Origin of the sequence: Olleya sp. HaHaR_3_96 (genome assembly GCF_019278545.1) — a bacterium.
Classification (GTDB): domain Bacteria; phylum Bacteroidota; class Bacteroidia; order Flavobacteriales; family Flavobacteriaceae; genus Olleya.
In genome coordinates, this window is sequence record NZ_CP058987.1 from 551764 (window position 1) to 566412 (window position 14649).

Annotated in this window: 13 protein-coding genes and 1 tRNA gene; 7 read left to right on the forward strand and 7 right to left on the reverse strand. The window is 33.8% G+C overall.

All coding sequences use genetic code 11. From position 1 onward, the window contains the following. Positions 1-17: 17 nt before the first annotated feature. The 3 genes from H0I26_RS02310 to H0I26_RS02320 all read left to right on the forward strand — a co-directional run bounded on the left by H0I26_RS02310 (position 18) and on the right by H0I26_RS02320 (position 5117). Positions 18-1448 (forward strand): OmpA family protein, encoded by a 1431-nt coding sequence (locus H0I26_RS02310; protein WP_218700839.1) that lies wholly within the window; start codon positions 18-20, stop codon positions 1446-1448. A 70-nt stretch (positions 1449-1518) separates the two neighbouring features. Then, on the forward strand, positions 1519-4266 hold the full coding sequence (locus H0I26_RS02315; RefSeq protein WP_218700840.1) for a PD-(D/E)XK nuclease family protein: 2748 nt from the start codon (positions 1519-1521) through the stop codon (positions 4264-4266). Continuing rightward, a complete protein-coding gene (locus H0I26_RS02320) occupies positions 4266-5117 on the forward strand; it encodes an alpha/beta hydrolase family protein (RefSeq protein WP_218700841.1) in 852 nt (283 codons plus the stop codon). Before H0I26_RS02315 ends, H0I26_RS02320 begins: the two co-directional genes overlap by 1 nt. Here the strand turns inward: H0I26_RS02320 and H0I26_RS02325 are convergent. Continuing rightward, positions 5108-5181 (reverse strand) — tRNA-Ala (locus H0I26_RS02325). The genes H0I26_RS02320 and H0I26_RS02325 overlap by 10 nt on opposite strands. 5 nt (positions 5182-5186) lie before the next feature. Then, positions 5187-5984 carry a universal stress protein gene (locus tag H0I26_RS02330; protein WP_218700842.1) on the reverse strand — a complete coding sequence of 266 codons (798 nt, stop codon included), beginning with the start codon at positions 5982-5984 and terminating at the stop codon, positions 5187-5189. Positions 5985-6079: 95 nt separating this feature from the next. Here H0I26_RS02330 and H0I26_RS02335 point away from each other — a divergent pair, with 95 nt between their 5' ends. Then, positions 6080-7414 carry an MATE family efflux transporter gene (locus H0I26_RS02335; RefSeq protein ID WP_218700843.1) on the forward strand — a complete coding sequence of 445 codons (1335 nt, stop codon included), beginning with the start codon at positions 6080-6082 and terminating at the stop codon, positions 7412-7414. Between the two features lie 275 nt (positions 7415-7689). Here H0I26_RS02335 and H0I26_RS02340 read toward each other — a convergent pair whose 3' ends face one another. Further along, a complete protein-coding gene (locus tag H0I26_RS02340) occupies positions 7690-8331 on the reverse strand; it encodes a 2OG-Fe(II) oxygenase (protein WP_218700844.1) in 642 nt (213 codons plus the stop codon). Positions 8332-8423: 92 nt separating this feature from the next. Between H0I26_RS02340 and H0I26_RS02345 the strand changes: the two genes are divergently transcribed. Both H0I26_RS02345 and H0I26_RS02350 read left to right on the forward strand, forming a co-directional pair. After that, a complete protein-coding gene (locus H0I26_RS02345; protein ID WP_101015658.1) occupies positions 8424-8876 on the forward strand; it encodes a 6-pyruvoyl trahydropterin synthase family protein in 453 nt (150 codons plus the stop codon). 133 nt (positions 8877-9009) lie between these two features. Next, positions 9010-9768 carry a UDP-2,3-diacylglucosamine diphosphatase gene (locus H0I26_RS02350; RefSeq protein WP_218700845.1) on the forward strand — a complete coding sequence of 253 codons (759 nt, stop codon included), beginning with the start codon at positions 9010-9012 and terminating at the stop codon, positions 9766-9768. A gap of 40 nt (positions 9769-9808) precedes the next feature. Here H0I26_RS02350 and H0I26_RS02355 read toward each other — a convergent pair whose 3' ends face one another. The 4 genes from H0I26_RS02355 to H0I26_RS02370 are packed head-to-tail and all read right to left on the reverse strand — an operon-like array spanning position 9809 to position 13954. Beyond that, positions 9809-10468, reverse strand: a complete 660-nt coding sequence (locus tag H0I26_RS02355; RefSeq protein ID WP_218700846.1) for a peptidoglycan-binding domain-containing protein — start codon at positions 10466-10468, stop codon at positions 9809-9811. 51 nt (positions 10469-10519) lie between these two features. Next, positions 10520-11794, reverse strand: a complete 1275-nt coding sequence (locus H0I26_RS02360) for an MFS transporter (protein WP_218700847.1) — start codon at positions 11792-11794, stop codon at positions 10520-10522. A gap of 1 nt (position 11795) precedes the next feature. Continuing rightward, complete coding sequence (gene recJ / locus H0I26_RS02365) at positions 11796-13487, reverse strand: single-stranded-DNA-specific exonuclease RecJ (protein WP_218700848.1); 1692 nt, start codon at positions 13485-13487, stop codon at positions 11796-11798. A gap of 47 nt (positions 13488-13534) precedes the next feature. Beyond that, positions 13535-13954 (reverse strand): OsmC family protein, encoded by a 420-nt coding sequence (locus H0I26_RS02370; RefSeq protein ID WP_218700849.1) that lies wholly within the window; start codon positions 13952-13954, stop codon positions 13535-13537. Positions 13955-14014: 60 nt separating this feature from the next. Here H0I26_RS02370 and H0I26_RS02375 point away from each other — a divergent pair, with 60 nt between their 5' ends. After that, positions 14015-14605 carry a carboxymuconolactone decarboxylase family protein gene (locus tag H0I26_RS02375; protein ID WP_101015664.1) on the forward strand — a complete coding sequence of 197 codons (591 nt, stop codon included), beginning with the start codon at positions 14015-14017 and terminating at the stop codon, positions 14603-14605. Positions 14606-14649 lie beyond the last annotated feature (44 nt).

Genomic DNA, 14649 nt, shown 5'->3' on the forward strand with positions numbered 1-14649 from the left:
AAATTAAATTTTTGAATATGAAAAATCTTAGCAGATTATTGTTCACAATGTTACTACTTACAAGTATGGGTAACGTTATGGCTCAAAATGAAAACAACCCGTGGGCTATCAACTTCGGAATCAACGCAGTAGATGTGTATCCAGTAGGAGAAGACATGCCTCAAGGTGATTACTTTGATGAGTTTTTTAATGCTGACGACCATTGGAGTATCTTACCTTCTTTGTCTACTATTTCTGTATCTAAGTATGTTGGAGATAACTTTTCTGTACAAGCAGGAGGTTCTATCAACAGACTTAAAAAGTGGGGACAAAGTGCATCAAACCCTAGTTTACCAGTTAGCGATTTAGCTTATTACGCTATTGATGGTAACGTAAGATACCACTTAGGAGAGATTCTTGGTTCAAAAAAATTAGATCCAGCTATCGGAATTGGTGGGGGTTACACTTGGATTGAAGAAGGAACTTATAACACGTTCTCTACAGCTGCAGGTTCTAACAACAATGTTGGAGCTGGAACAGTTAATGCTTCATTAGGATTAACTTACTGGTTTTCTGACAACATAGGTTTATTTGTTGAATCAAAATACAAGCATTCTTTCGAAGATTACTTAACTAAGCATTTCCAACATTCTGCAGGTCTTTCTATCAGATTTGGTGGAACTGATACTGATGGTGATGGTGTATATGATAAAGATGATGCATGTCCTGATGTACCAGGTTTAGAAGCTTTCAACGGTTGTCCTGATACTGATGGTGACGGAATCGAAGATTCTAAAGATACTTGTCCTGAAGAAGCTGGTTTAGCTGAATTTAACGGATGTCCTGATTCTGACGGTGATGGTGTTTCTGATAACAACGATAATTGTCCACTAGTAAAAGGATTAAAAACGTTAAGTGGTTGTCCTGATGCTGATGGTGATGGTGTTGCTGATGCTGAAGATAAATGTCCAAGTGAAGCTGGTCCTGCTGCAAATGGAGGATGTCCTTGGCCAGATACTGACGGTGATGGTGTATTAGACAAAGATGATAACTGTCCTAAAGAAGTAGGTACTGTTGCAAACAACGGTTGTCCTGAAGCTGTTATCCCAACTCAAGTTGTATTAGACAAATTAAATAGTTATGCTAAAACAATCTTATTTGATACAGGTAAATCTAGCTTTAAATCAGAAACTTTTTCTGTATTACAGTCTATTACTGCTATCTTAAAAGAATATCCTGAAGCTAACTTTACAATTGAAGGTCATACTGATAGTGTTGGAAGCAAAACTTCTAACCAAAGTTTATCTGATTCTAGAGCTAACGCTGTAATGGCTTACTTAATCGAAAACGGAATTAATTCTGAAAGATTAAATGCTTACGGATTTGGTGAAGATTACCCAATCGATAGTAACAAAACTAAGGCTGGTAGATATAACAACAGACGTGTTGAAGTTAAACTTAGAAAATAAGTTTAATCCAAAACATTAAATTTTATAGAAAAACGCTTCGGTTTCCCGAAGCGTTTTTTATTTTTATATAATGACAAACTTTATTCAAGACGTACTAGTAGACCTGAAAAATAAACAAGCTGATTTCAGCGAACTTATTTTTATTTTACCCAGCAGAAGAGCCGGAGTCTTTTTGAGACGTGAACTAAGTTTGATTTTAGATCAAACACTATTTGCTCCTAAAATTATTAGTATAGAATCTTTTGTAGAAGAACTATCTGAGTTAAAATCAGTATCAAATACAGAACTACTATTTCAATTTTACAATACCTATATTCAATTAACACCAAAACCTGAAAGAGAGGATTTTGATACCTTTTCAAAATGGGCTCAGATAATTTTACAGGATTTTAATGAGATTGACCGATATCTAATTCCCCAATCAAAGATATTCGACTATCTAAAAGCAATACAAGATTTAGAACATTGGTCACTAGAACCAAATAAAACAGAAGTAGTCACTAACTACCTAAAGTTCTGGAATAAGCTACCTATCTATTATAAAAACTTCATACAAAATTTAATAGATAACAAACAAGGCTACCAAGGCTTACTTTATAGAGAAGCCTATAATAACATTAAAAAATACATTGGCAGCACCAATCAACAGCATGTCTTTTTAGGTTTTAATGCCTTAAATGCTGCCGAAGAAAATATAATTCAAGATTTACTCCGCGAAGATTTAGCCGCGATCTACTGGGACACCGATCAATCCTTTCTAGATAACAAAATACATGATGCGGGCTTATTTATAAGACAACATCAAAACAATTGGGAACATTTTAAAACCAGTCCCTTTAATTGGAAAAACAACCATTACAAGAGTCCGAAAAATATTTCTGTCTTTGGCGTGCCTAAAAATATTGGTCAAGCCAAAGCTATTGGCTCTATATTACAAGATTTATCAAAAAATGATCCCTCACTAAAAAAAACAGCTGTAGTATTAGGCGATGAGAACTTACTTATTCCTGTATTAAATTCTATCCCAGAATCAGTACAGACTTTAAACATCACCATGGGGTTTCCGTTAAAATCTATCCCATTAGCGTCTCTGTTTGAACACCTTTTTAACGTACAGAAAAAAAACAATATAACTTATTACTATAAAGATGTAATAAGCATACTAACACATCAGTTTATCCAACCACTGTTTAAAAATGGAAGCGCTATTGACTTGGTGGAGCTAATAAACAAAAACAATTTAGTTTATTTAACTGAGGCTGATTTAAAAGCCATTTGTAAAACAGAAGCTGAGCTTTTATCCTTACTCTTTAGTAATTGGAATAACGATGCAAATACGGGTTTAAATAACTGCTTTAAGCTTATTTCGACTATAAAAGAATACTTATCAGAGGACAAGAAGCAAAATCAACTAGGATTAGAATATCTGTTTAGATTTAATACGTTATTTAATGAGGTCTTACGTCTAAACGAAGCCTATAAACACATAAAGGACATCAAAGGGCTGTATAGTATATTTAAAGAACTATTAAGCTCTGAAACCTTAGATTTTCAAGGAGAGCCACTACAAGGGTTACAAATCATGGGAATGTTAGAGTCTAGAGTACTCGATTTTGAAACCATAATAATCTCTAATGTCAATGAAGGCATATTACCATCAGGTAAATCAAACAACTCATTCATACCGTTTGATGTTAAAATAGAAAATAAACTACCTACCTACAAAGAAAAGGATGCGGTTTACACCTACCATTTTTATCACTTATTACAACGCGCTAAAAATGTATATGTACTTTACAATACAGAAATAGACACATTAGTAGGAGGAGAAAAAAGTAGATTTATAAATCAGTTGGAGTTAGAAAACATCCATAACATAAATCACAAAATACTAACGCCAAAAGTGCCTAGTTATAAAAAAGAACTCGCTATAATTACTAAAACAGAAAGTGCGATTTCACAGTTAAAAGAAATAGCGCGCAAGGGATTTTCACCGTCATCATTAACTAGTTATGTTAGAAATCCAATAGATTTTTACTACCAAAAACTATTAGGCATATCAGACCTAGAAGAAGTAGAAGAAACCATTGCGGCAAATACTTTAGGAACCGTAGTACACAACACCTTAGAAAAATTATACATACCCTACAAGCAGCAACTACTAACTGTAGATATCGTAAAAAGCCTAATCCCTCAGATAGATAAAAATATTACTCTCTTTTTCAAAGAAGAGTACAAAGAAGGTGATATGACCAAAGGTAAGAACCTTATTGTTTTTGAGATTGCAAAACGCTACGTCCTTAACTTTTTAAACCTTGAAATTGCCGATTTAAAAAAAGGGAATTCTATCAAAATAATTGACCTAGAAGCCGAAACAAACAATGTTGCTATCAAAATTGATGGCTTAGATTTCCCTATTCAATTAAGAGGAACAGTTGATAGAATTGACGAGTTTAACGGTGTGACTAGAATTATAGATTATAAAACAGGTAAAGTAGACCAATCTAAAGTTTCCATAGTAGATTGGGAAGACTTAACTTCAGATTACGACAAATACAGTAAATCATTTCAAGTATTAATGTACGCCTACATGCTTCAACAAAAGAAAATCACAGATCTACCATTAGAAGCCGGTATAATTTCATTTAAAAATTTAAGTGAAGGCTTACTAAAATTCACTAAAAAAGATCAAGTTAGAGGTGGAAACAAAGACACTTTAATTACGGAAGAAACGCTGGCCGAATTTGAAATTCAGCTTAAAAAACTAATCTTAGAAATATTTGATCCAACTATAGATTTTATCGAAAAAGAATTATAATGATTAAAAAAAACCTAGTATTAGACAGAAAAAACCAAAAGCCCATTGTTTTTGATGTGTTTTATAACACAACAAAGACACCCAAACCGTTAGTTGTTTTCTGTCACGGCTATAAAGGTTTTAAAGATTGGGGCGCCTGGGATCAAGTAGCACAACAATTTAAAAATGCCGATTTGTTTTTCGTTAAATTTAACTTCTCTCATAATGGCGGAACAGTTAAACAACCTATAGATTTCCCAGATTTAGAAGCTTTTGCAGAAAATAATTACAGCAAAGAACTACAAGACCTTGATGACTTAATTAACTTTTTACTTAGTCAGAATAATAACTATTTACCAGAAATAGACATTAATAATATCACGCTAATTGGACACTCAAGAGGTGGAGGAATAGCAACTATAAAAGCCTCAGAAGATTCTAGAATAACCAAATTAGTAACTTGGGCTAGTGTTTGCGCCTTTGGAAAACGTACATCAACTACAGGGGATTTAGAGAAATGGCAAATTGATGGTGTAAAATATGTTTTAAACGGAAGAACAAAGCAACAAATGCCACATAACTACCAGTTCTATTTAGATTACAAAACCAACGAAGAAAGACTAAACATAGAAAACTGCTGTAAAAAAATAAAAGTTCCACATTTAATAATTCATGCTAAAGATGACCCATCGGTTCAATTTGAAGAAGCTATAAATCTTAATAAATGGAACCCAAATAGTAATTTATTAAAATTAGAAAATAGTAATCATGTCTTTGATGGTAAACATCCATGGACTCAAAACACATTACCTGAAGCACTTCAGACGGTAACAACTTTCACCACAAATTTTATTAAAAAAAGTGGAGCATAAGGGAGTCGAACCCTTGACCTCTTGGCTGCCAGCCAAACGCTCTAGCCAACTGAGCTAATGCCCCAAATGTTATTTTAATCCACTAAGAACTAATACAGGAAAATTAGAGACATAAAACTCCTTTTTAAGAATACTATTTTTCTCCCACATTTTTGTAAAAAAACCTCTTTTACGTCTTACAACACACAACATGTCTGGATTAAACTCTTTATAATGTTCTAAAACCCCCTGAAATGTCGTTGCATTCTCAGTCTCCTTAATAGACGTTAGTTCTGATTTCAAATCGTCTCCAATCTTAAAATCTTTCTGAGCATGAAAAGGCGTTTTAACCAATAACAAGTTTAATGTGGCGTTAAAATGGTTTTTTAAATTAATTAATGGTTCTAATGCATCCGTTTTATTTATTACTGCCGACTTAAGAGCAAATAAAATAGAATTAATGGGCTTATAAACAAAACCCTCAGGAACAATCAATGCAGGAATATTAGTTTGCTTTATAATTTTACCCGACGTCTTCCCTAAGTAAACATCCTTTTTTTTGGAGTTTACTCTTGGTTCCAATAAAATTAAATCAATATCTAAATCTCTAGACACCAAATCTATTGTATCTACCAATTTACCTTTAAAGGTTTTTATAATAACTTCGACATTTTTGGTGTTTACTTTAGATACATGATTATTTAAAAAATCCAAACTTTCACGCTCCAAAATCTCATCTACTTTAATCATTGTACCAGACATAGTGTATACATTATAAATCTGTATCACATAAACCTTTGCCCCAAAAGCCCCTGCAAAATCTACTGCGTATTGCAAATGACTTTGTGCGTTTTTTGAAGACCCAACAGGAACTAAAATAGATTTCATATAAAGTAAATTTAGAAACCAAAAATACAGATTTTTATTCACAAAAACTTCCATTATCTTTTACGACCTTTACAAAAACAATACTAAGATCTATTTTGAGTACTTCTATTAGTTTAAAACATATAAATAAACTAGCAATCCCAGCCTTAATAGCAGGAATATCAGAACCCATTCTATCTTTAACAGACGCTGCAGTCGTTGGAAATGTGCAAACTAACCCAACAGAATCTTTAGCCGCAATTGGAATAGTCACGACTTTTTTATCGATGCTCATTTGGGTTTTAGGACAAACACGCAGTGCTATCTCGTCAATAATATCTCAACATGTTGGCGCTAATAGTTTAGATAAAGTTAAAGATTTACCCGCGCAAGCCATATTTCTAATTACCTCATTAAGTTTAGTTATTATTGCAACCACCTACCCATTTGCTTCTCAAATATTTACACTTTATAACGCCTCTGATTTAATTTTAGATTATAGCATCGATTATTATAAAATCAGAGTCTTTGGATTTCCGTTTACCTTATTTGTAATTGCTGTATTTGGAACCTTCAGAGGACTCCAAAACACATACTACCCTATGATAATTGCGATTATAGGAGCAGGCCTAAACGTAATTTTAGATTTTGCTTTTGTTTATGGTATCGAAGGAATAATACTCCCGATGCACATTAAAGGCGCAGCATACGCCAGTGTCACTGCACAAATAATAATGGCTATTATAGCCGCTTACTTATTATTAACCAAAACCGCTATTCCACTTCGTATTACACTCCCTTTAAATAAACAGATTGGTAATTTTACTATCATGATTTTAAACCTTTTTGTTCGTACTTTAGCTTTAAACATCACTTTATATTTTGCAACCAAATACGCAACAGGTTATGGTAAAAATTACATCGCAGCCTACACTATCGCCATAAATTTATGGTTTTTAGGCGCATTTATAATCGATGGATATGCCAGTGCTGGAAACATATTATCTGGAAAATTATTAGGCAATAAAAACTACAAAGCGCTACTTAAACTTAGTGAAAGACTAATAAAATACGGTGTAGCCTTAGGGGTATTAATAGCTATCCTTGGCGGCATATTTTATTATCCCATCGGACACATTTTTACGCAAAAACCCGAAGTTTTAAAAGAATTTTATAAAGTTTTCTGGATTGTTTTAGCCATGCAACCTCTATGTGCCATCGCTTTTATCTTTGACGGTATGTTTAAAGGTTTAGGAAAAATGAAAGACCTTCGCAACCTATTACTACTATCCACTCTTTTTGTCTTTTTACCTGTACTTTTTATCGCAGACCATTTTAATCTTAAACTATACGGCATATTTATAGCCTTCACCTTTTGGATTATAGCGCGTGGTTTTCCGTTAATTATAAAATTTAGAAAACAATTTTCACCTCTTGCACAAAACAATTAACTTTACTCCCTAATACTATCTTATGTTTTTAAGCTTACTACAAGTCACAATAGAAGAAAAACTTAAAAGTGCACCCGATGAAAATTACCAAATAGGCATACTAATAGGGACTTATTTTCCTGTACTTGTTTTAATAATCTTAGCCACATTACTTTACTTATATAATAAAAACAGAAATAAAGATCAATAAAATTATGAGCAATTTACTTTTCCCCCTATTAGCATTATTTGTAATACTAGCATACTTCTACAACAAGTTTCGTAACCGCAGATAATTAGCGCGTTTTTAGCCAACCAGTAATACTTAATCTTTTAGTATTTACTGGTTTGACTTCGTGTTCTAAAATTTGACTCTCAAAAATCACCACACGACCGGGAAAAGGATACACCACTTTTTCTACCTCTTGTCCATTATTATCTAAATACAATACCAATTCGCCACCATTTTCTGGTTGCCAATCTTCGTGATTTAAATAACACACAAAAGACAGCTTACGTCTATCGTCATTTTTAAAGGTATCTAAATGGCGTTTATAAAACGTCGCTTTAGGGTAAATAGCATAATGAAACTCCTTATGTAAAATTCCCAAAAAACACGTTTTATTTAAATACCCAACTAGGTCATTAATCTTTTTAAAAAACAACGATTCGGCGTAGTTAGATTTAGCTTCATCAATCCATAAAATCACGTCACCTCTAATAGTTTTAACAATCAGCTCATCAAATTTATTACCAATAGCAGCCTTCTTAAAAGCATCCTCCTCATGTTTATCAAGAATAGAAGTTCTTAACACATCAACCTCTTCAACAGAGAAAAAATCGTCAACAATGGCGTATTTCTGTTTCCCTATGTCATTTATGATTTGCTCATAAAGCGGATTTTCAACAAAATCTAAAGCTTCAAAAAGCTGACTCATAGTCTATTTATATTTAAAAAAGTGAGCAAATGTAACCTATTAACCGTTCGCTTTTACAAATTCAATATCTTTGCAAACTAAATACTTGGTTAATGAGCAATATTCGTATTACAAAACAATTCACTTTTGAGACAGGACACGCACTTTATGGTTATGACGGCAAGTGTAAAAATGTACACGGACACAGTTACAAATTAGATGTTACCGTAATCGGAACACCAATCTCTGACTCCGATAACGCAAAATTCGGGATGGTTATAGATTTTACTGATCTTAAAAAAATAGTAAAAGAAGAAATTGTAGACGTCTTTGATCACGCCACAGTATTTAATAAAAACACACCACATGTCCACCTAGCCAAAGAACTAAAAGACAGAGATCACAATGTGTTATTGGTAGATTATCAACCCACCAGCGAAATGATGGTTATCGATTTTGCACAAAAAATAAAAAACCGCTTACCAAACGGCATCAAATTACACTCCTTAAAACTATCCGAAACCGCAACCAGTTATGCCCAATGGTATGCTAGCGATAATGGATAAATAATTAGGGCGTTACCACAAGGGTCGCGCTTTCACTACTCGCTCTCTGCGAGGAGCTCAGACAGACCGTTCTATCACTAACGCACACACTTGCAAACGATAGGCATTATCAAGAAATAGTTATCTTTACAGTATGCAAATTCCAAAAGGAAAAAAAATATATTTCGCCTCAGACAATCATTTAGGCGCACCAACAAAAGCACTGTCTTTACCACGCGAAAAAAAGTTTGTCGCCTGGTTAGACATGGTAAAAGAAGATGCTGCTGCTATTTTCTTACTAGGAGATATGTTTGATTTTTGGATGGAATACAAACGTGTGATACCAAAAGGGTTTACAAGAACATTAGGTAAACTAGCCGAAATTAGTGACTCCGGAATCCCAATCTATTACTTTGTAGGTAACCATGATTTATGGATGGATGGCTACTTTGAAGAAGAATTAAACATTCCGGTATACCACAAACCAAAAGAATTCACCTTTAACAATAAAACCTTTTTTATAGGACATGGAGATGGTTTAGGACCAGAAGACAAAGGGTATAAACGTATGAAAAAAGTGTTTACCAATCCTGTTGCTAAATGGTTATTCCAACGTTTATTGCACCCAGATTTCGCCTTGCGTTTAGGACAATATATGTCCGTTAAAAACAAAATGATTTCTGGAGACGATGATGCTAAGTTTTTAGGAGACGATAAAGAGTGGTTAGTACAATACTGCAAACGCAAATTAGAAACCAAACACCGCGATTACTTTGTCTTTGGACACAGACACCTACCATTAAACATAGACTTAAGTAATAACGCTAAATACGTTAATCTAGGCGACTGGATTCACTACTTTACTTATGGCGTTTTTGATGGCGAAAATATGGAATTAAAAGAATACAATTAAATAGATACAAAATCAATATTTTCAATTAAAAATAGCGGATTTAATCTAGTAAAGCCTCTAAAGTTAATTGATCAATATTGCCATCCGCAAATAAGTTAGCTTTAGTTTCAAAATCTAAAATTGCTTTTTCTGTTATAGATTTATACACACCATCCAAAGGTATATCGTAACCTTTTTTTACCAACAATTTTTGCACCTCATAAATAAAAGCACTTTTCTCCCCAGACCGTAAGTAAGCCTTAGGTAATTCTGATAATAATCTGTCTCGAAATTTAACGGCTTTTAATTGTTTATTATAGGCTTCTTGTGTTAAGCCTGTATTTTCAAAAAGCTGAACGCCTTTATTAGAGAACCCTTTATCTTTAAGTCGTTTTGACTGTTCTAATTTAACTTCATAGAATTTAACCTTAGCCATTTTATTAGCATAACGATCAACAGCTAGCACTGTTTCTGCTTCCTCATTTTCGGGACTAATAACATCAATACCATTAGCACTCCATTGCATAGTAATATAAGCATTCAAACTTTGAACAGCATCATGGTAACCAAACACAACCTCTTGATCATAATAATCAATATCAATCATTTGACTGACGTTATAATTTGTGTTTTCAGGATTAAAACGTTGATACGTTTTGTATTGATTGTATGCAAAAATTGCAATGATAATTACAATTATAGCGATAAGTAATTTTTTCATTTAGAGATGTTGTTTAAAGGAACAACAAAGATAATCTAAAAACAAATAGGTCTACTCCTCTTCTTTTTCATGATCCTCAATATCCTTAGTTAAATCTAAGTTTCTTAAGGTTTTATTTTTTGCTCCAATAGCAGCGACAGTCAACAATGTCATGACACCTCCAAAAATCACAGCTCTAGCAGCACCACCTAAATATTTGGCAGCAATACCGCTTTCAAAAGCACCAAGTTCATTAGACGACCCAACAAACATACTGTTTACAGAGGCTACACGACCACGCATATGATCAGGCGTTTTTAATTGTAATATGGTTTGACGTATGACCATGGACACGCCATCTGTTACTCCAGAAAAGAACAAGGCTAAGACGCTAACCCAGAACAGTTCTGACATTCCAAAAATGATAATACAAATTCCAAAACCAAAAATGGAAATTAATAACTTTTTACCTGCATTTTTACTAACCGGCAAGTAGGTTGTAATAAACATAGTTAATATACTACCAATAGATATTGACGCATTTAAAACACCAAAGCCCTTTGGCCCAACATGTAAAATATCTTGAGCAAAAACAGATAATAAAGCAACTGCACCACCAAATAATACAGCAATCATATCTAAAGACAAAGCCCCTAAAATAGCTTTATTACTAAACACAAACTTAAGTCCAACCTTTAAACTCTCCTTTACAGACTCACCAATATTAGGGTTTAAAATAGGCTTCTTTTCTATCTGAAATGTAATAACAAAAGCCAAAGCCACTAATACAAACACAATACATAATGTACTAGCCACACCAATCCAACCTATAAAAAAACCTCCAAATAAAGCTCCTAAAACGGTTGCTGCTTTCCAAGTACTACTACTCCAGGTCGCCGCATTAGGATAGATTTTTTTGGGAACCAATAAAGCTATTAAAGAGAAAATAGTAGGCCCAAAAAACGATCGTAAAAAACCTCCAAAAAAGACCAAAGCATAAATACAGTATAAAATAGTATTGGTTTCCCAATGACCAACAACCGTATCCCAAGTCAATAAAAACAAGCCCAAACTAATTAAAGAAAACGCTGCGATACATAATGCTAACAGATTTCGTTTTTCTCTTTGGTCTACAATATGACCCGCAAATAAAGCCATACTAAAAGCAGGAATAATTTCCATTAACCCAATTAATCCTAAATACAAGGGGTCTTTAGTTAAGGTATACACTTCCCACTCAATAACAATAAACTGCATGGACCAACCAAAAACTAAGGCAAATCTTAATAATAAAAAGATATTAAACTCTCTTATTCTTAATGCTGCGTATGGATCATTTTTAGCCATATTACTCTTTTAAATCTCTTAATTTTAATTGCAAAGACACATTGCCTTGCCAATGATTTTCGTCTACAGAATAGACCGCTTTAAAACGTTTTCTATCTTTTATAAGGTTTAATTTATCGCCTAAATTAAAACCAATACACACAAATTTTTCTCTGCCAGATTGTGTCACTGTGCATCTAATATGCTTATCATCCTCTCCAACACATTTTCCGTAACCTGTATCTTTTAAATCTTCCGACATAAAAATAGGTGTCATGTTCCCAGGTCCAAAAGGCGCAAACTGTTTAACAATACGCCAAAATTTATCGTCAATAGCACTCAACTCTAAAGTCGTATCAATTCTAATTTCTGGTGTTAGTAAATTTTTATCTATGGTTTTAGAAACTTCGTCTTCAAACGCCTGCTTAAAGGCTTCGTAGTTTTCTTCTTTAAGTGTTAAACCTGCAGCATACATATGCCCTCCAAACTGTTCGATATGCTCACTACAAGCCTCTAAAGCATTATAGACATCAAACCCAGAAACTGATCTTGCAGAGGCTGCTAATTTATCCCCACTTTTAGTAAACACCAATGTTGGTCTGTAATACGTCTCTATTAATCTTGAGGCTACAATACCAATAACCCCTTTGTGCCAATCTTCTTGATACACTACAGAGGTTAGTCTTTGTTCTTCTTTATTTTTTATTATTTGTGCTAACGCTTCAACCGTAATGGTTTTATCCGTTTCGCGTCGGTCTGTATTAAATTCTTCTATTTCTTCAGCATAAGTAACCGCTGTATCAAAATCAACTTCAGTTAATAAGTCAACCGCATATTGTCCATGTTTCATTCGTCCTGCAGCATTAATACGAGGCGCAATAGTAAACACAACATCTGTAATAGTTAATGTGTCTTTTTTAAGCTGATTGATAATCGCTCTAAATCCAGCTCTCGACTTTTGATTCACCACTTTTAATCCGTGGTATGCCAAAATCCTATTTTCTCCTGTAATGGGAACAATATCAGCACCAATTGCAGTGGCTACTAAATCTAAATATGGCAGTAAATCATCAATAGTTTGACCATCTTTTCCTGCTAAGGCTTGGATTAATTTAAATCCAACACCACAACCACATAACTCTTTATAAGGGTAATTACAATCGGCTTGCTTAGGGTCTAAAACAGCAACCGCATCTGGTACAACTGCTCCTGGTCTGTGGTGATCACAAATTATAAAATCTATGTTTTTTTCTTTCGCATAAACGACTTTATCTACCGCCTTTACTCCACAATCTAATGCTATAATAAGACCAAAATCATTGTCTTCCGCAAAGTCAATTCCTTTAAAAGAGACCCCGTAACCTTCGCCATACCTATCAGGAATATAAGTCGCAACTAAGGGTGTTTTTGTTTTTAAATACGATGACATTAATGCGACAGAAGTCGTGCCATCGACATCATAATCGCCATATACCAATATATTTTCATCATTAGCAATAGCGTGCTCTATCCTCACCACAGCCTTATCCATATCCTTCATTAAATACGGATCATGCAAATGGTCTAAGCTAGGTCTAAAAAAAGATTTAGCATCCTCAAAATTTTCAATACCTCGCTGCACTAAAAGAGATGCAATGGGTGCATCAATTTGCAAACTATCTGCTAAAGATTTAACAGTTTCAGGATTAGGTTTTGGTTTTAAGGTCCAGCGCATGTAATGAATTTAGAATAAAAATTAGACTCTTTTCTAAGTAAATACGATTACTTATTATGAAAATGCACATTAGTTTTAACTTCCGCAAATCGTCTAAACATCTCCATAACACCACAGTATTTTTCAACTGATAATTGTACTGCTCTATTTATTTTTTCTTCGTTTAAACCGTCACCAGTAAAATGATAATCTAAAATTACGGTATGATAATATTTAGGATGCTCGTCAGTTAACAAACCTTCAACTTCCATTTTTAAATCATAGCTATTAATTTTCATTTTATCTAAAATAGACACAACGTCTAATCCAGAACAACCCGCTAAGGATGACAACATTAAGGCTTTAGGAGACAATCCTTCACGCGCTTTACCTTCTACATCTGTATCCATTAAAACATGGTGACCACTTGGGTTATCAGAATCGAATAACATGTTTCCTTTCCAATTGGTTGTAATTTTATGCGACATAATTGAATATTTTTTCGTTTATTGATATCAATCAAAAATACTACTTAAAAACAAAAAACAATGCCTTTAATAACACCTTTAACAGCAGATCACGATTTAGAAACTAAAGAACTGGCAACATTCTTTAACGAGACCCTTGGATTTTGTCCAAATTCGGTTTTAACCATGCAACGTAGACCTGCTATTAGCAAAGCCTTTATCAATTTAAACAAAGCGGTTATGGCTAATGAAGGTCGTGTAACCTCAGCTTTAAAACGAATGATTGCATGGGTAAGCAGTAATGCTACAGGTTGTCGTTATTGTCAAGCACATGCCATTAGAGCTGCAGAACGTTATGGCGCAGAACAAGAGCAATTAGATAATATCTGGGAATACAGAACACACCCTGCTTTTAATGATGCAGAACGTGCTGCTTTAGATTTTAGTTTAGCTGCTAGTCAAGTACCAAATGCTGTTGATGGCGAAATCAAAAGACGTTTACACGACCATTGGGATGAAGGAGAAATTGTAGAAATGCTTGGTGTAATCTCGTTATTTGGATACCTAAACAGATGGAATGATAGTATGGGAACAACCTTAGAAGAAGATGCTATTGATAGTGGAAACCAATACTTAGGCAAACACGGTTTTGAAGTTGGAAAACACGTATAATTAAAGTTTATTTATAATTATTATATATCAAAAACCTTACTAGA